At 70.6% G+C, this 17,476-nt stretch carries 16 protein-coding genes; 12 read left to right on the forward strand and 4 right to left on the reverse strand.

Going from position 1 to position 17,476, the window contains the following annotated elements:
• Window positions 1–242: 242 nt before the first annotated feature.
• The 7 genes from rpsB to H4W31_RS17465 all read left to right on the forward strand — a co-directional run bounded on the left by rpsB (window position 243) and on the right by H4W31_RS17465 (window position 7,971).
• The gene (rpsB, locus tag H4W31_RS17435) at window positions 243–1,160 is read left to right on the forward strand and encodes a 30S ribosomal protein S2 (protein ID WP_192767628.1); all 918 of its coding nucleotides are present in this window, start codon (window positions 243–245) and stop codon (window positions 1,158–1,160) included.
• 132 nt (window positions 1,161–1,292) lie between these two features.
• Window positions 1,293–2,123 carry a translation elongation factor Ts gene (gene tsf / locus H4W31_RS17440; RefSeq protein ID WP_192767629.1) on the forward strand — a complete coding sequence of 277 codons (831 nt, stop codon included), beginning with the start codon at window positions 1,293–1,295 and terminating at the stop codon, window positions 2,121–2,123.
• Window positions 2,124–2,300: 177 nt separating this feature from the next.
• Window positions 2,301–3,068, forward strand: a complete 768-nt coding sequence (gene pyrH / locus H4W31_RS17445; RefSeq protein ID WP_225945566.1) for a UMP kinase — start codon at window positions 2,301–2,303, stop codon at window positions 3,066–3,068.
• A gap of 82 nt (window positions 3,069–3,150) precedes the next feature.
• Window positions 3,151–3,708 carry a ribosome recycling factor gene (gene frr / locus H4W31_RS17450; RefSeq protein WP_192767630.1) on the forward strand — a complete coding sequence of 186 codons (558 nt, stop codon included), beginning with the start codon at window positions 3,151–3,153 and terminating at the stop codon, window positions 3,706–3,708.
• On the forward strand, window positions 3,708–5,177 hold the full coding sequence (locus tag H4W31_RS17455; protein ID WP_225945567.1) for a phosphatidate cytidylyltransferase: 1,470 nt from the start codon (window positions 3,708–3,710) through the stop codon (window positions 5,175–5,177). Before frr ends, H4W31_RS17455 begins: the two co-directional genes overlap by 1 nt.
• 103 nt (window positions 5,178–5,280) lie before the next feature.
• Window positions 5,281–6,417, forward strand: a complete 1,137-nt coding sequence (gene rlmN / locus H4W31_RS17460; protein WP_192767631.1) for a 23S rRNA (adenine(2503)-C(2))-methyltransferase RlmN — start codon at window positions 5,281–5,283, stop codon at window positions 6,415–6,417.
• 99 nt (window positions 6,418–6,516) lie between these two features.
• Window positions 6,517–7,971, forward strand: coding sequence for a DivIVA domain-containing protein (locus H4W31_RS17465; RefSeq protein ID WP_192767632.1), 1,455 nt, complete (start codon window positions 6,517–6,519; stop codon window positions 7,969–7,971).
• Window positions 7,972–8,135: 164 nt separating this feature from the next.
• On the opposite strand, the gene H4W31_RS17470 is transcribed toward H4W31_RS17465, so the two are convergent.
• Entirely contained in the window at window positions 8,136–8,360 is a 225-nt protein-coding gene (locus H4W31_RS17470; protein ID WP_192767633.1) for a hypothetical protein, read from the reverse strand.
• 239 nt (window positions 8,361–8,599) lie between these two features.
• Here H4W31_RS17470 and H4W31_RS17475 point away from each other — a divergent pair, with 239 nt between their 5' ends.
• A complete protein-coding gene (locus tag H4W31_RS17475) occupies window positions 8,600–10,186 on the forward strand; it encodes a Rieske 2Fe-2S domain-containing protein (RefSeq protein WP_192767634.1) in 1,587 nt (528 codons plus the stop codon).
• A gap of 72 nt (window positions 10,187–10,258) precedes the next feature.
• On the opposite strand, the gene H4W31_RS17480 is transcribed toward H4W31_RS17475, so the two are convergent.
• Window positions 10,259–11,875, reverse strand: a complete 1,617-nt coding sequence (locus H4W31_RS17480) for a phytoene desaturase family protein (RefSeq protein ID WP_192767635.1) — start codon at window positions 11,873–11,875, stop codon at window positions 10,259–10,261.
• 11 nt (window positions 11,876–11,886) lie between these two features.
• Entirely contained in the window at window positions 11,887–12,027 is a 141-nt protein-coding gene (locus tag H4W31_RS17485; protein ID WP_192767636.1) for a hypothetical protein, read from the reverse strand.
• 218 nt (window positions 12,028–12,245) lie between these two features.
• Here H4W31_RS17485 and H4W31_RS17490 point away from each other — a divergent pair, with 218 nt between their 5' ends.
• From H4W31_RS17490 to ispG, 4 genes are all read left to right on the forward strand, one after another.
• Window positions 12,246–12,791 carry a GNAT family N-acetyltransferase gene (locus H4W31_RS17490; protein WP_192767637.1) on the forward strand — a complete coding sequence of 182 codons (546 nt, stop codon included), beginning with the start codon at window positions 12,246–12,248 and terminating at the stop codon, window positions 12,789–12,791.
• A gap of 141 nt (window positions 12,792–12,932) precedes the next feature.
• A complete protein-coding gene (gene dxr / locus H4W31_RS17495) occupies window positions 12,933–14,144 on the forward strand; it encodes a 1-deoxy-D-xylulose-5-phosphate reductoisomerase (protein ID WP_192767638.1) in 1,212 nt (403 codons plus the stop codon).
• On the forward strand, window positions 14,144–15,388 hold the full coding sequence (locus H4W31_RS17500) for a M50 family metallopeptidase (RefSeq protein ID WP_192767639.1): 1,245 nt from the start codon (window positions 14,144–14,146) through the stop codon (window positions 15,386–15,388). The genes dxr and H4W31_RS17500 overlap by 1 nt, the downstream gene beginning before the upstream one ends.
• A 7-nt stretch (window positions 15,389–15,395) precedes the next feature.
• Window positions 15,396–16,568 (forward strand): flavodoxin-dependent (E)-4-hydroxy-3-methylbut-2-enyl-diphosphate synthase, encoded by a 1,173-nt coding sequence (gene ispG, locus H4W31_RS17505; protein WP_192767640.1) that lies wholly within the window; start codon window positions 15,396–15,398, stop codon window positions 16,566–16,568.
• Between the two features lie 156 nt (window positions 16,569–16,724).
• On the opposite strand, the gene H4W31_RS17510 is transcribed toward ispG, so the two are convergent.
• A complete protein-coding gene (locus H4W31_RS17510) occupies window positions 16,725–17,300 on the reverse strand; it encodes a PadR family transcriptional regulator (RefSeq protein WP_192767641.1) in 576 nt (191 codons plus the stop codon).
• Window positions 17,301–17,476 lie beyond the last annotated feature (176 nt).

The following is a 17,476-nucleotide window of genomic DNA, read 5'->3' on the forward strand; positions in this document are numbered from 1 at the left end:
CCTGACCAGCGCCGGGGCCCCGGAGGGGGTTTGTGTGCTGGTGGACGGGGCGGGGGCGTACACTTGGCCATTGGCGACCGCCTCGTGCGGTCGACCTCGCGCGCCCTCTCCGCGGTCTGCCCGTGGAGCGACGGCCCCCTGGTCCCGATCTTGATCGGGTCCGTCATGGCCGGCGATCCGGCGCCAGGACGCCAGGCCGCCGGCCAGGCGTGGACAACCAGGGACAGAAGGAGCACCTCACCATGGCCGTAGTGACCATGCGCCAACTGCTGGAGAGCGGTGTCCACTTCGGGCACCAGACCCGGCGTTGGAACCCGAAGATGAAGCGCTTCATCTTCACCGAGCGCAACGGTATCTACATCATCGACCTCCGCCAGACCCTCGAGTACATCGAGAAGGCGTACGAGTTCGTCCGCGGGACCGTGGCCGAGGGCGGCAGCATCCTCTTCGTGGGTACCAAGAAGCAGGCTCAGGAAGCCATCGCCGAGCAGGCGACCCGGGTCGGCCAGCCGTACGTCAACCACCGCTGGCTCGGCGGCATGCTGACCAACTTCCAGACCGTCTACAAGCGGCTCCAGCGGATGAAGGAGCTGGAGGCGCTCGGCGATCTGTCCGGCACCGCGCAGGGTTACACCAAGAAGGAGACCCTGCAGCTGTCCCGCGAGAAGATCAAGCTGACCCGTACCCTCGGTGGGCTGCGGGACATGCAGAAGGTTCCGGCCGCGATCTGGGTGGTCGACACCAAGAAGGAGCACATCGCCGTCGACGAGGCCCGCAAGCTGGGCATCCCGGTGATCGCCGTGCTCGACACCAACTGCGACCCGGACGAGGTCGACTTCCCGATCCCGGGTAACGACGACGCGATCCGCTCCGCCGAGCTGCTGACCAGGGTCATCGCGGCGGCCGTCGGCGACGGCCTGATCGCCCGCTCGGGCAAGCGTCGGGGCACCGACGAGAAGCCCGAGCCGGGTGTCGTCGGCGCCGACGAGCCGCTCGCCGAGTGGGAGCGCGAGCTGATCGAGGACACCGAGAAGAAGGCCGATGGCGACGCGGAGCCGAAGGCCGCCGAGCCGGCGAGTGCCGAGCCGGCGACCGCCGCCGCCGAGCCGAAGACTGCCGAGCCGAAGGCCGCCGAGCCGGCGACCGCCGCCGCTGAGTGATTTCGCCGTCGGGTTCCGCCGGTTGATCGTCTGACCGGCGGAACCCGACCTGGTACGAGGCACGGTGGCCCCGAATCGGGGTAACCGCAGAAGACCACCGAATCAGCCGCGTTACACACCGAAGAGAGAGTCATGTCCAACTTCACCGCCGCGGACGTCAAGAAGCTCCGGGACCTCACCGGCGCCGGCATGATGGACTGCAAGAAGGCCCTCACCGAGGCCGAGGGCGACTTCGACAAGGCTGTCGAGTTCCTGCGCGTCAAGGGCGTCAAGGACGTCGGCAAGCGGGCCGGCCGTACCGCCGCCAACGGTCTGGTGGCGCACTCCGGCAAGGCGCTGCTCGAACTCAACTGCGAGACCGACTTCGTCGCCAAGAACGCTGACTTCATCGCGTTCGCGCAGCTTCTCGTCGAGCACGGCGGGCAGTCCGGCGCGGCCGACGCCGAGGGTCTGCTCGGCACCACCCTGGCCGACGGCCGTACGGTCGCCGACGCGGTCCAGGAGCAGTCCGCCAAGATCGGCGAGAAGCTGGTGCTCAACCGCTTCGTCGCACTCGACGGGCCGGTCGCGGTCTACCTGCACCGCAAGGCGCAGGACCTGCCCCCGCAGGTCGGCGTGATGGTGGAGTACACCGGCAAGTCCGACGAGGCCGGTGACGCCGACGCGCGCGGCGTCGCGATGCAGATCGCCGCCATGCGTCCCAAGTACGTCAACCGCGATGAGGTGCCGGCCGAGACCGTGGCCTCGGAGCGGCGCATCGCCGAGCAGACCGCTCGCGAGGAGGGCAAGCCCGAGGCGGCCATGTCCAAGATCGTCGAGGGTCGGGTCAACGCCTTCTTCAAGGACTACGTCCTGCTCGAGCAGGCATCGGTCGCCGACAACAAGAAGTCGGTGAAGCAGGTGCTCGCCGAGGCGGGTATCGAGGTAACCCGGTTCGTCCGGTTCGAGGTCGGCCAGGCCTGAGCCGCCTGACGTACGGGCCGGGTCGTCGCGACCCGGCCGTACGGCGCAGACGGGGTGACACGGAGAGGAGGCCGCTGGTGTACGTGACAGGCACCGCGGCCTCCTTGTCACGTAGGGTCAGCAGCGGCAGGTTGGGTGAATGGACGCCGGCGTGCCGGCGCGGGAGAGGCGGGTCGGATGACGCAGGTTGTGAGTGACCGGACCTCGGCGGCGGACGATCCGACGGCGCCGCCACCCGGGCGGGCCCGCCGGGTGGTGCTGAAGCTGTCCGGCGAGGTCTTCGGCGGTGGCGCGATCGGCGTCGATCCGGACGTGGTGCAGGCCATCGCGCGGCAGATCGCAACCGTGGTACGCCGGGGCGTACAGGTCTCGGTGGTGGTCGGGGGCGGCAACTTCTTCCGGGGCGCTGAACTCCAGAAGCGCGGCATGGACCGGGCCCGGGCCGATTACATGGGCATGCTCGGCACGGTGATGAACTGCCTGGCACTCCAGGACTTCCTGGAGAAGGAGGGCATCGAGACGCGGGTGCAGAGCGCGATCACGATGGCGCAGGTCGCCGAGCCCTACATTCCGCTGCGGGCGATCCGCCACCTGGAAAAGGGTCGCGTGGTCATTTTCGGCGCGGGCGCCGGGATGCCCTACTTCTCGACCGACACCGTCGCCGCCCAGCGCGCGCTGGAGATCCGGGCCGACGTGGTGCTGATGAGCAAGAACGGGGTCGACGGCGTCTACACGGCGGATCCGCGTACCGACCCGAACGCCAGCAAGCTCGACAAGATCACCTTCACCGAGGTGCTCCGGCGCGGACTGCGCGTAGCGGATGCCGCCGCGTTCAGCCTCTGCGAGGAGAACGGGCTGCCGATGCTGGTCTTCGGTGCCGAGGGCGACGACACCATCATCCGGGCTGTCGGCGGCGAGCGCATCGGAACGTTGATCACGGCGTGAGCCGCGCTTGGGCCCGGGCCGGCCAGACCGGGCAGGGTATTAACGACGGAGCAGCATCCAGCAGAAGGAGGCGAAGGAGCAGGTGATCGACGACACCCTCCTCGAGGCCGAGGAGAAGATGGAGCGCGCGGTCGAGCACGCCAAGGAGGAGTTTGGCGCCATCCGCACCGGGCGCGCCTCTCCGGCGATGTTCTCCAAGATCATCATCGACTACTACGGTAGTCCCACCCCCCTGACCCAGATGGCCTCCGTCGGCATCCCCGAGCCTCGGATGGCGATCATCAAGCCGTACGACAACTCGCAGTTGCAGGCGATGGAGAAGGCGATCCGCGACTCCGACCTCGGCGTGAACCCCAACAACGAGGGCAACCAGCTACGTATCGTGCTGCCGCAGATGACCGAGGAGCGGCGCCGGGACATGATCAAGGTGGCCCGGCACAAGGCCGAGGAAGCCAAGGTGGCGATCCGGAACATCCGCCGCCGGGGCAAGGAAGAGCTCGACCGGATCGTCAAGGACGGCGAAGCGGGTGAGGACGAGGGTCGGCGCGCCGAGAAGGAGCTGGACGACCTCACTCACCGGTACGTGACGCACGTCGACGAGTTGGTGAAACACAAGGAAACCGAGTTGCTCGAGGTCTGATGTCCCACGTCGACCCCTATCGCGGCGGCGCGGAGCCGCGTGGCCGGCAGCAACGGCCCGAGCATCCGCGTGGCCTGGATAGGTCCCGTGGTCCGGAGCGCCAGGACGGCCCGGCGGGCCGCCAGTGGCCAGCCGGCGACGACGACGCCTGGGTTCGGGCGCGGCACGGGGGTGCCGCGCCCGACACCTATGCGGCGCCGACCGACAGCTTCCCGGTCCTACCCGACACGTCCGCGGGCCCGACTGGCCAGCACCCCGCCCCACCCGACATTCCGGTGGATCCCGACGGCGGCTATCCGGCCACCGGATTCCCGCCGGGAAAGGCTCCGGGACTCCGGTCCGGAACACTGCCAGGACACCGGAACGGCCACCGCGACCAGGCCGTCGGGGACCCGGGCTCGCAGTGGCGTGGCGCCGAGCCGGGTGGGCCCGCGACCGAGTACCCCGCCGCCGGGCGGCCCGGCTATCCGGAGGGCGGCGATTCGCCGTACCCGGACGGGGACGACCGGCGTGGTGCCGACGCCAGCGCGGAGGCACCGACCAACCCGGTAGGTTGGCCCTTCGTGGACCCGGATCCGGCCCCGGAACCGTCCTCGGCGCCGCGGCGCGGTCCGGGCCGCCGCCGGGCGACCCGCTCCGGCCAGCCGGCCGCTTCCGGTCGGGCCGGCCGGAACCTCCCGGCCGCGATCGGCGTCGGGCTCGGGCTCGGCGCCGCGATCGTCGTTCCGCTCTTCCTGTTCCGCCCCGCCTTCCTGGTCGTGGTGGCGATCGCGGTCAGTATCGGCATCTGGGAGATGACCCAGGCGGTACGGCCCAGCGGGGTCCACCCGCCACTCGTGCCGCTGATCGCGGGCGGCCTGCTGATGGTCGGGCTGGCCTGGTGGGCCGGGCCGGACGCGCTCAGCCTCGGATTGCTGGTGACGGTGCTGGCGACGCTGGTCTGGCGGCTCGGTGACGGGCCGGCCGGCTACCAGCGGGACATGACGGCGGCCACCCTCATCGCGGTCTACGTGCCGTTCCTCGGCGGGTTCGCGGCGCTGCTCGCCGCCGCGCCGGACGACGGCGAACTGCGGGTACTGGTCACCCTGGCCGCGGTCGTGCTCTCCGACACCGGTGGGTACGCCGCCGGTGTGGCGTTCGGCAAGCATCCGATGGCGCCCTCGGTCAGTCCGAAGAAGTCCTGGGAGGGTTTTGCCGGTTCGGTGGCGGCGGCGGCGATCGGCAGCGCCGTACTGCTGGGCGTCCTGCTCGACGTCGAGCCGTGGTGGGGGGCGATCTTCGGGGTGGCGGTCTCGGTGGCGGCCGTGCTCGGAGACCTCGGCGAATCGATGATCAAGCGGGATCTCGGGGTCAAGGACATGAGCAACCTGCTCCCGGGACACGGTGGACTGATGGACCGACTCGACTCGGTCCTCTTCGCCGTGCCCACCGGGTACCTTCTCCTGGCGATCTTCGCCCCGACCGGTTGAGAGTCGACGTGAGCCTTCACACCAGGGGTATCCGGCACCGCCCGCCGGTTCGGCACCCTCGGCCAGGTGCGTTGTCGCGCGGACGTGGGAGACTGGACAGGCCATGACGAGCCTGCCCATGATCCAGATTTCCCCGGACGCCCCGATCGGGTCCGCACCGTCGCGCCGGGCGGCGATGCCGCCCCGGCACCTTGCCGACCTCGACCTACCCGGACGACAGGCGGTCGTCGCCGAGCTGGGTGAGCCCGCCTTCCGTGCCAAGCAGATCTCCACCCACTACTTCGGCCGCCTGGTGCGGGATCCGGAGCGGATGACGGACCTGCCCACCGCCAGCCGGGACCGGATCACCGACGCGCTGCTGCCGAACCTGCTCACCCCGGTCCGCGAGGTGGCCTGCGACGACGGCGCGACCCGCAAGGCGCTGTGGCGGTTGCACGACGGCTCGCTGGTCGAGAGCGTGCTGATGGGTTACCCGGACCGGGTCACCGTCTGCATCTCCAGCCAGGCCGGCTGCGGGATGGGCTGCCCGTTCTGCGCGACCGGTCAGGCCGGCCTGACCCGCAACCTCTCCACCGCCGAGATCGTCGACCAGGCCGTCCACCTCGCCGGCGTGGCCGCCTCCGGGGCGGTCGTCGGATCCCCGCCGAGGTTGTCGCACGTTGTCTTCATGGGCATGGGCGAGCCGCTGGCCAACTACTCGCGGGTCGTGGCGGCGGTCCGCCGGCTCTGCGCGCCGGCACCGGAGGGGCTCGGTCTCTCCCAGCGTCACGTCACCGTCTCCACGGTCGGCCTGGTTCCCGCGATGCGCAGGCTGGCCGAGGAGGGACTGTCGGTGACTCTTGCGCTGTCGCTGCATGCGCCCGATGATGAGCTGCGCGACGAACTGGTGCCGGTCAACCAGAGGTGGAAGGTTGCCGAGGTGCTGGACGCCGCGTGGCACTACGCGGAGCGTACGGGGCGTCGCGTATCCATCGAATACGCGATGATCAGAGATGTGAACGACCAGCCGTGGCGTGCCGACCTACTCGGTCGGTTGCTGGCTGGTCGGCTGACCCACGTGAACTTGATCCCGCTCAACCCCACCCCGGGTAGCCGCTGGGACGCGAGTCCGAAGCCGGTGGAGCGGGAGTTCGTCCGGCGTCTGCGCGCGGCCGGCGTCTCGACGACCGTCCGGGACACCCGCGGGCGTGACATCGACGGTGCGTGTGGCCAGCTGGCCGCCGCGGCGGTGACACCGTGAGCGGCCGGGTCATCAGACTTAGTGGTGCCGCTTGCGGCGTCGACCCGCGTGGCGGGGCGGCGTGAGCGAGCGAAGCGAGCGAGCGAACCAGGAGACATAGTGGCGAGTCAGGGTCAGCGTTTCCGGCGCAAGGCGCTCCGGCGGGGCTACAAGGTCGATGAGGTGGACACGTTCCTGGACCGTGTCGAGGCCACGCTCGCCGGTGAGTCGCTGGGCGCGCCCGTCGCCTCCCAGGAGGTGCACGACGTCGTCTTCCGGGTGCGCTTCGGAGGGTACGACGAGTGGCAGGTCGACCTGCACCTCGACCGGGTGGAGCGGCAGATCGCCGAGCTGGAGGAGCGCGGCGGTGCCGTCGGCAACCGCGGCGGGGATTCGGGGATGGGCGACCGCGGGACGCAGCCGGGCCGCCTCGGTCCGCCGGACCGGATGGGTCCGCCCGACCGAATGGGGCCGCCCGACCGAATGGGTCCGCCGGACCGGATGGGGCCACCGGACCGGATGGGTCCGCCCGACCGGATGGGCCCGCCGATGCGCGACGACCGGGGACTGCCCCCGGGTGGGCAGCCGCCACCGTTGCGTCCCATGCCGGCGCAGGCCGGGCCGCCGAACGATCCGTACGGGCAGTTCGACGAGCCCACCGGGACCTTCGGCGGCGGCTTCGACCCGCAGCGGGGTGGGTTCGACCCGCAGCGGGGTGGCATGGAGCCGCAGCGGGGTGGCATGGAGCCGCAGCGCGGCGGGTTCGACCCGCAGCGGGGCGGTTTCGAGCCCCAGCGGGGTGGCTTCGAGCCGCAGCGCGGCGGGTTCGACCCGCAGCGGGGTGGCGGGGATCCCCAGCGCGGCGAGTTCGAGCCGCAGCGGGGTGGGTTCGACCCGCAGCGCGGCGGTCCGGATCCGCAGCGGGGTGGCTTCGAGCCGCAGCGAGGTGGTTTCGAGCCCCAGCGGGGTGGCTTCGACCCGCAGCGCGGAGGTCCGGATCCGCAGCGGGGTGGCTTTGACCCGCAGCGGGGCGGTCCCGAGGGCCCGCGCGGAGGCTTCGAGCCGCAGCGCGGCCCGGGTGCTCCGGTTCCGCCCCGTACCCCGGGCGGGCCGCCGGGGGGGTTCGGGCCGAACGAGCGGTTTGACGGATTCGATCCCAACCGCCACGGCAAGGCGGACATGACCGCCGAGATCCGGATGCCGGACCGCGAGTTGCGCGGGCCGGGCCGGGGTGTCGGTGAGCCGCCGCCGATGGCACCGCCGATGGGTGGCCCGGGGCTCGGTGGCCCGCCGCCGATGGGAGCTCCGGGGCCGTCGGGGCCGGGTGGTGAGCTGGCGCGGATCGACCAGATCCGTCGTACCTTCCAGGTGCGCCGGTTCGGTAGCGGGTACGACCCCGATCAGGTCGACCGGTTGTTCGAGGGGATCCTCGGCGGCATGGCCGGGCGAGGACCGATGCCGGTCAACCCCGTCGATCTCGACACCATGCGGTTCGGGCTGGTGCCGGGCGGCTACTTCGAGGCCGAGGTCGACGCCGCACTCAAGGAAGTCAAGGACCTGCTGCTCGGACAGTGACCATGCCACCGCCGGCGAGGACGCTCTCCTCGCCGCGCGGGGGCGGGTGGCGCCGACTGGGTGCTTCGGGCAGCCGACTCGGCAGGCCTGACGGCCGACTCAGCGGACGGGCCGCCCTCCCGGGGTCGGCCCGACGTGCCGTCGATCGTCAGGCCGGCCGGAAATCAGGAACGCAGGCCGTTGCGGCGCAGGATCGTGTCGCCGATGACGGCTACCACCAGGAACGCGGCGATCCCACCGAGCCAGATCTTCTCGATGCCGCTGACCTCGTTGTTGTTGAACATCAGCAACACCAGCACGGCCGCGGAGAGGATCGCGCCGATCCGACCCGCCCTGCGGTGTCCCGGCTTGCGTTGGTCGGGTGACGTCACCGGCTCGCTTCCAGCCACTTTCCGGTCCTTTCCTCACGATCGGATGCCGGTAAGTCTGGCACGTGCCGTACCGGCCGCGCCGGAGGGCCCGGCGTCCCGGCGCTGTCCGGCGCTGTGGAACGGCCGGACCGGGAGGCGGCCGGGCGGCCCAACCCGGCGTCGCGGGTCGGCCAGCTCGGGGCCTCCGGTAGCGTTTGGGGGTACGCCTTGATTCCGGGGCCAGGGATGAGATTGCCTACGTCTAGGGGGACTGTGCGGTGCGACTGACCGGTACGGGACACGCGAGCATGCGGATCGACACCGGTGCGGGCAGCATCCTGTGCGACCCATGGGTCAACCCGGCCTATTTCGCCTCATGGTTCCCGTTCCCGGACAATTCACAGCTCGACTGGGAGACGCTCGGGCAGGTCGACTACCTGTACGTCTCGCACCTGCACCGGGACCACTTCGACGCCGAGCACCTCAAGCGGTTCATCTCGAAGAAGGCCACCGTCCTGCTTCCGGAATACCCCACCTCCGAACTCGAGGACGAGCTGCGGGAACTCGGGTTCACCAGCTTCCTGCGTACCAAGACCAACGAGGTCATGGAACTCGACGGCGGCCTGAAGGTGATGGTCCAGGCGCTGACCAGCCCGACCGACGGGCCGATCGGTGACTCGTCGCTGTGGGTGGAGTACGACGGCGTACGGCTGCTGAACCAGAACGACGCCCGCCCGAGCGATCTCGACATCTTCGCCGAACTGGGCCACGTGCACGCGCACCTGCTCCAGTTCTCCGGCGCGATCTGGTACCCGATGGTCTACGAGCTGCCCACGGCGGCCAAGACCGCGTTCGGCAAGCAGAAGCGCGACCGGCAGATGGACCGGACGATCCGCTACATCGACGACCTCAAGGCGTCCTGGGTCTTCCCGATCGCCGGCCCGCCGTGCTTCCTCGACGACGAGCTGTGGCAGTTCAACGACATCCACGGCGACGAGGGAAACATCTTCCCCGACCAGCAGGTCTTCCAGGACCACTACACCGAGCTGGGCTACGACAACAGCGTGATCCTGCTGCCCGGCACCGTCTCCGAGGTCGGTGTTGACACCTGCGAGACCAGCCAACCGGTGCCGGACGTGCGGGAGTTCTTCGTCCGCAAGGAGGAGCACCTGCGCGAGTACCAGGCCCGGTCCCGGCCGGTGATCGAGGCGGCGAAGGCATCCTGGCGGCATCCGGAGATCGACGTGCTGGCCGGGATGAAGCGTCGGATCGAGCCGCTGCTGGACGAGTCGATCTACCTCGCCAAGGGGGTGGGCGGCCCGGTCCGGTTCGACCTGGTCGGCTACGACGGCGAGTCGGTCGAGTCCATCCTGGTGGACTTCCCGGGCAAGGAGGTCCGGCCGGCCGCGGACGAGAAGGTGCGCTACCGGTTCCGTACCGAGCGGGCGCTGGTCGAGCATCTGCTGCACATCGACGAGGTCGACTGGGTCAACTCGCTCTTCCTCTCCTGCCGGTTCTCCGCCGCCCGGATCGGCCAGTACAACGAGTTCGTCTACTCCTTCTTCAAGTGCCTCTCCGAGGAGCGCCTCCAGTACGCCGAGGGCTGGTACGACGAACACGAGCGGGCCGTCGACGCCGAGGACATCACCCTGGGCGACTGGGTGGTGCAGCGGCGCTGCCCGCACCTGAAGGCGGACCTGACCCGGTTCGGCATCGTCGAGGGCAACCAGCTCACCTGCCAGCTGCACGGCTGGCGGTTCGACCTGGAGAGCGGCCGCTGCCTGACCAGTGTCGGGCACAAGGTCCGGGCCCACCGGGCCGGCGAGCCCGCCCCGGTGACCGTCGACGCCGAGTCGGCCGGCTGAGCCGCCGACCGTGCACAGGCGTTAAGAAGGGGCCCTTCTACAACGGAAAGCGATAAGAAGGGGCCCTTCCTTTCACCGGCCGGGGCCGACCTGGCCGAGGTCGGTGAGGATCCGCCGGGCGGCGTTGTGTCCGGCGGCGCCGATCACACTGCCGCCGGGGTGGCAGCCCGCACCACCGGCGTAGAGGCCGTCGAGCCCGGTCGCGTACGGCATCCGGTCGGTGAACGAGACGGTGTTGTCGACGTGGTGGATGTGCCCACCGGTGATGCCGAAGTGCGCCTCGATGCCCGGTGGGGTCAACGGAACCGCGTCGGCGACCAGTTCCGTGGTGCCGGGGGCGTACCGGTCGCAGATCGCGAGCAGTCGTTCCACGTACCCGGGCAGGAGCTCGTCCCAGGACGCGCCGGTCGGTGCGTACGGCACGGACTGGACGAAGAGCGCGGAGGAGTGGTGGCCCGCCTCGTCCCGCAGCGACGGGTCGACTGTGGTGTGCAGGTACCACTCGATCGTCGGCTCGTCCGGTAGCCGGCCGGCCTGGACGTCCGCCCACATCCGGCGCAGCGCCGCCATCGGCGGTTCGTCGCCGGTCGCACCGGGCAGCAGCGAGGTGGAGCCCGGCAGCAGGTGGATGGTGGCGCCGAACGGGCTCGGCGCGTCGGCGGGCAGGCAGGTGAACCGGGGCAGCCCGGAGAGGGCGAGGTTGACCTTCAGGGTGGTGCCGGTGCGACGGACCGCCGTCATCCGCTCGGTCAGCGACGCCGGCAGGGCGCCGTCCGGCACCAGCTCCATCAGCCGGTACGGGTCACCGGCGCCGAGCACCACCTCGGCGTCGACCGTCCGCCCGTCGTCGAGTACGACGCCACTGGCCGCTCCGCCGTCGACGGTGATCGCGGACACCGGCGTACCGCTGAGGATCGTGGCGCCCGCGGCTCGGGCGGCGTCGGCGAAGGTGCTGGTGACGGTGCCCATACCACCGGCGACGATCATCCAGGTGCCGCCCGAGCCGGGCAGCCGGCACATGTTGTGGGCCAGGAAGTTGTGGCCGGTTCCGGGGTCGTCCGGACCGGCGTTCAGTCCGGAGAGGCCGTCGGTGACGGCGTACATCGAGACCAGCAGTTCGGAGCGGAAGTCGAACCGGGCCAGGTAGTCGGCGACCGAGCCGCGGACCAGATCGACGAAGGGCTCGCGGAGGGCGCGCCGGATGTAGCGGTCGGCGGTCTCCTCCACCGGCAGCGGTTCGGCCAGCCAGGCCGGTCCGAGGTCCTCCCGGAGCGCGGCGAGTTCGGCCTGCATAGCGTCGTCGGCCGTCACGTCGGCCCGGGAGAAGAACCGTTCCATCTGCTCCCGGGTGCCCTCCCGGTCGGCCCCGAACAGCAGGTACGGCGAGCCGACACCACCCGGGGTGGGCAGGAAGTAGTGCGGATCGCGGCGCAGCACCGGGATCTGGACGTCGAGCAGCTCGATCAGCTCCGGCGGCATCAGGCCGAGCAGGTACGAGCCGGTGGAGTGGCGCAGGGCCGGCACCTTCGGAAACGGGTTCTCGGTGCGGGCCGCCCCGCCGATCGTGTCGGCGGCCTCCAGCACCACCACGTCGAGGCCGGCCCGGGCCAGCAGGATGGCGGAAACCAGGCCGTTGTGGCCGGCGCCGACGATCACGACGTCGGCGCGGGCGGGTAGCTCGGCGGTCATGCTCGGGAAGCCTAGTTCGGATGCCCCGGGTCGGTGCCGGGTTGGCCGGCCTTGGTTCCGGCGGTGCGTGGTGGGGCGGCGTCGGGTCCGGGAGAGAGCTGGCGCAGGAAGCCCGCCAGCTCCGCCTCGAAGAGTGCCTCCGGATCGGACACCGCCCAGCGGAGCTGGGGTAGACCTCCATCGAGATCAGTCCGTACAGCATCGTCCAGCCGGACAGCATCATCCGGGCCACCTCGACCGGCAGTTCGGGGTGCCGGTCCCGCATCGGCACCAGCGACTCGGCCAGTCGGTGGTCGACCGGGGCCGGTGGCGACACCGCCGGCGGAAAGTCGCTGGTGTGCGGGGCGGGTGATGGCTAGCATCCCGCCGCGTGACGATCTACGAGACCGAACGACTGGTGGTCCGGAACTGGACGCTGGAGCCCGCCGATCTCGCGCGGGTGTACGACACCTACTCCCGTTCCGAGGTCGTCCGTCACCTGGGTGCGGCACAGTTCCCGCTCCGTACGCCCGCCGACGCCGAGGAGTTGGTACGTCGCTGGCACGCCCGCAACATCCGGTTCGGCGTGGAGACGTACGGCCTCTGGGCGGTGCAGCGTCGGGAGGACGGGCTGGTGGTCGGCACCGTGATGCTCAAGCCGTTGCCCGGAGTCGACGAGTCGACGCTGACCGCCGACATCGAGGTCGGCTGGCACCTGCATCCCGACTCGTGGGGGCACGGGTACGCCACCGAGGCGGCGCGCGGAGCCGTCGAGCGGGGCTTCGCGGCCGGGGTCGAGGAGATCTACGCCGTCGTGTCACCCGGGAACGAGGCGTCGATGTCGGTCGCCCGTCGGCTCGGCATGGCGTCGATCGGCCGGCGGGCCGACTGGTACGGCGGCCAGGAGTTGGAAGCCTTCCGGCTGCGCCGCCCCTGACCGGCAGCCCGTACGGCTGGCCCACCCCTGACCGCCCGTCGGTACGGCTGTACCGGCCTCTGACCGCCCGGATTGCCGGCCGGGCGCCCCGCCGGCCGGCCTGCCAGCGGACGCTCAGAGTTGTTCAGGGAGAATGTCCGGGTGAGTTCTCCGCGTGAGATCGTGTTGCTCGGTTCCACCGGGTCGATCGGCACCCAGGCGATCGACATAGTGCGCCGTAATCCGGACCGGTTCCGGGTGGTCGCGCTCGGCGCCGGCGGCGGTAACGTGGGCCAACTCGCCGCCCAGGCGCTCGAACTCGGGGTCGAGGTGGTCGGGGTCGCGAAGGCCTCCGCCGCGCAGGACCTGCAACTGGCCTTCTATGCGGAGGCGGCGAAGCGGGACTACCCAGCTGGCGGCTTCCGGATTCCCAAGATCGTGGCGGGTCCGTCCGCCATGACCGAACTCGCCGAGTGGCCGTGCGACATCGTGCTGAACGGCGTCGTCGGCTCGCTCGGCCTGGCGCCCACCCTGGCGGCGCTGCGCGCCGGCCGTACCCTCGCATTGGCGAACAAGGAGTCGCTGGTGGCCGGTGGTCCGGTGGTCCGGGCCGCGATCCGCCGCCCGGGGCAGATCGTGCCGGTCGACTCCGAGCACTCGGCGCTGGCCCAGTGCCTGCGCGGGGGCAGCCGGGCCGAGGTGCGCCGACTGATCCTCACCGCCAGCGGAGGGCCGTTCCGGGGCCGCCGCCGCGACGAGTTGACCGGCGTCACCCCCGAGCAGGCGCTCGCGCACCCCACCTGGAACATGGGACCGGTGGTCACGATCAACTGTGCGAACCTGGTGAACAAGGCGCTGGAAGTGATCGAGACCCACGAGTTGTTCGACGTCCCGTACGACGACATCGAGGTGACGGTGCATCCCCAGTCGGTGATCCACTCGATGGTGGAGTTCGTCGACGGCTCGACCCTGGCCCAGGCCAGCCCGCCGGACATGCGGCTGCCGATCGCGCTCGCCCTCGGCTGGCCGGACCGGGTGCCCGAGGCCGCGTCCGCCGTCGACTGGACCACCGCGCACAGCTGGCAGTTCGATCCGCTGGACGAGGCGGCCTTCCCCGCCGTACGGCTGGCCAAGCAGGCCGGCACGGTCGGGCGGTGCCGTCCGGCGATATACAACGCCGCCAACGAGGAGTGCGTCGCCGCGTTCCTCGCCGGCCGGCTGCCGTTCCTCGGCATCGTCGACACGCTCGAACGCGTGCTGGAGGCGGCCCCGGATTTTGCCGAACCGGGTAACGTCGAGGAGGTGCTCGCCGCCGAATCCTGGGCGCGGGCACACGCCCAGGAGATCATCGCGAAGGCGGTCGAGGGAGCTTGATGCTGTATCTACTCGGGGTGGTGGCGTTCGCCCTCGCAATCCTCATCTCGGTGAGCCTGCACGAGGCCGGGCACATGCTCACGGCCAAGCGGTTCGGGATGAAGGTGACCCGGTACTTCGTCGGGTTCGGTCCCACCGTCTGGTCGTTCCGGCGGGGCGAGACCGAGTACGGACTCAAGGCGATCCCGCTGGGCGGTTTCTGCAAGATCGTCGGGATGACCCCGCAGGACGACGACGTCGACCCGGCCGACGAGCCCCGGGCGATGTGGCGGTTCCCGCTCTGGAAGCGGACCGTGGTGATGTCCGCCGGCTCGGTGGCGCACTTCCTGCTCGCCATCGTCACGCTCTGGCTCGCCGCGATCTTCATGGGCCTGCCCAACCCGGACTACCCGACCAACCAGGCGGAGGTCCGCAACGAGCCGGCGCGGATCGAACTGGCGTCCTGCGTCGTTCGGGAGAACCCGCCGAGCCGGGCCTGCCAGGCAGGTGACCCGGCCAGCCCGGCCGCCCAGGCGAACCTGCGCGACGGCGACGTGATCACCTCGATCGGCACCACGTCGGTGGCGAACTGGGGGCAGATGCTCGACGCCGTCCGGGCGACCAAGCCAGGTCCGGTCCCGGTCACCTACGTCCGGGACGGTGCGACGCACACCGCCCAGGTCAACCTCGCCGAGGTGCAGCGCCCGCCGCAGGACCAGGCCGACGGCCCGGTCGGCCCGGTCTCGGCACTGGGCGTCGGACTCGGTACGCCGCCGACGATCACCTACGGGCCGGTCGCGGCCTTCGGGGCGACCGCCGACTTCACCGGCGACATGGCGGTCAACACCGCCAAGGCGATCCAGCGGATCCCGCAGAAGGTTCCGGCCCTCTGGGCGGCGATCACCGGTGAGGAACGCGACGTCGACACCCCGATCAGCGTGGTCGGGGCCAGCCGGCTCGGCGGCGAGGCCGTCCAGCACGGGCTCTGGGAAGTCTTCGTGCTCCTCTTCATCTCGCTGAACTTCTTCATCGGCGTCTTCAACCTGCTGCCGCTGCTGCCGATGGACGGTGGACACATCGCCATCGCGTGGTTCGAACGGGCCCGGTCGTGGCTCTTCGCCCGGCTCGGCAAGCCCGATCCCGGCCGGGTCGACTACTTCAAACTGATGCCCGTAACGTACGCGTTGATCCTGATCGGTGGCGCGTTCACGCTGCTGACCGTCACCGCCGACGTGGTCAACCCGATAACGCTGATCCAGAGGTGAGTGCAGAGTGACCGCCGTCAGCCTTGGCATGCCCGCCGTACCGCCGCCGCCGCTCGCGCCCCGGCGGGCCAGCCGGCAGATCATGGTCGGTTCGGTGCCGGTGGGCGGTGGCGCGCCGGTGTCGGTGCAGTCGATGACCACGACCCTGACCGCCGACATCAACGCGACTCTCCAGCAGATCGCCGAGCTGACCGCCTCCGGATGCCAGATCGTCCGGGTGGCGGTGCCGTCCCAGGACGACGTGGAGGCCCTGCCGGCGATCGCCAAGAAGTCCCAGATCCCGGTGATCGCCGACATCCACTTCCAGCCGAAGTACGTCTTCGCGGCGATCGACGCGGGCTGCGCCGCCGTCCGGGTCAACCCCGGCAACATCCGGCAGTTCGACGACAAGGTCAAGGAGATCGCGGCGGCGGCCTCGGCGGCCCGGGTGCCGATCCGGATCGGGGTGAACGCCGGTTCGCTGGACAAGCGCCTGATGGCCAAGTACGGCAAGGCCAGCGCCGAGGCCCTGGTGGAGTCGGCGCTGTGGGAGTGCTCGCTGTTCGAGGAGCACGGCTTCCGGGACATCAAGATCTCGGTGAAGCACAACGATCCGGTGGTCATGATCCGGGCGTACCGGCAGCTGGCCGAGCAGTGCGACTACCCGCTCCACCTCGGGGTGACCGAGGCCGGGCCGGCCTTCCAGGGCACCATCAAGTCGTCGGTGGCCTTCGGGGCGCTGCTGGCCGAAGGCATCGGGGACACCATCCGGGTCTCGCTCTCCGCCCCGCCGGTCGAGGAGATCAAGGTCGGCAACCAGATCCTGGAGTCCCTGGGGCTGCGGGAGCGGGGCCTGGAGATCGTGTCGTGCCCGTCCTGCGGCCGGGCCCAGGTCGACGTCTACAAGCTGGCCGAGGAGGTCACCGCCGGTCTGGAGGGGCTGCCGGTCCCGCTGCGGGTAGCGGTGATGGGCTGTGTCGTCAACGGTCCCGGCGAGGCCCGGGAGGCCGACCTCGGGGTCGCCTCCGGCAACGGCAAGGGACAGATCTTCGTCCGGGGCAAGGTGATCAAGACCGTTCCCGAGGCGCAGATCGTCGAGACCCTGATCGAGGAGGCCGTCCGGCTTGCCGAGGAGATGGGCGCGGACCTGCCGGAGGAACTCCGCGAACTGGTGACCGGCCCCACCGTCACGGTGCACTGACCGGTCGACCGACCCGCACCACGGCGGCCCGACGACGGCGGCCGGGCCAGAGCCGATCGGACCAGAATCACAGCCGGCCCCGACGACCGGTGGCGGATGTTCCCGCCACCGGCACGTCGAGGCCGGCTGATTGCCTTCCGAAGGCCGTCGTGCGGCTCACTCCGATTCGGCGAGGATCGCGTACAGCTTCCGCCGGGTCTCGTCGAGCACCTGGGCGGCCCGCTCGCGTTGGTCGTCGGTACCGGTCATCATCACCTGGCGTAGCGCGTTCATCGCCTGGAATCCGGCCTCCCGGATGTCGTGCCAGCTGTTGATGGTGTTCTCGGCGAACTCACTCCACGGCGGCTCCTGGGCCGCCTGGGTCGCCTCGGCCTGTCCGGCCTCGGTGAGCCCGAAGCGCCGCCGCCCGCCGCCCGACTCCTCGGCGGTGGTCGCGATCAGGCCCTCGTCCTCGAGGAGTTGCAGGGTCGGGTAGATCGACCCCGGGCTTGGTCGCCAGGCGCCGCCGGTACGCGAGTCCAGCTCCTGGATCATCTCGTAGCCGTGCATCGGCCGCTCGGTGAGCAGGGCCAGTACGGCCGCCCGGACGTTCGGCCGGCGTCCCCGTCCGCCGCCGCGACCCCGGCCGTGGCCGTGGCCGCCGTGGCCTCGACCACCGGGCGGACCCATCGGGAAGCCGAAGCCACGCCTCCGGGACTCGTGCAGATCGTTGAATCCTCGGTGAAAACCCATCCTGGGCCTCCTTCATACTGTCGCCGATAGCCTCACGATATATCGGCAAACTATCAGCGACAAGTCTTCAGCCGACAGGATCTTCCCCGGTTCGGCCGTTGGACACCCCCGGAAGGAGGACGAGCCGGCCGCCGGAACCCGCGCAAATGGATGTCGGCGCCGGCCGAAGCCGACGC

Source organism: Plantactinospora soyae (assembly GCF_014874095.1).
Lineage (GTDB): Bacteria > Actinomycetota > Actinomycetes > Mycobacteriales > Micromonosporaceae > Plantactinospora > Plantactinospora soyae.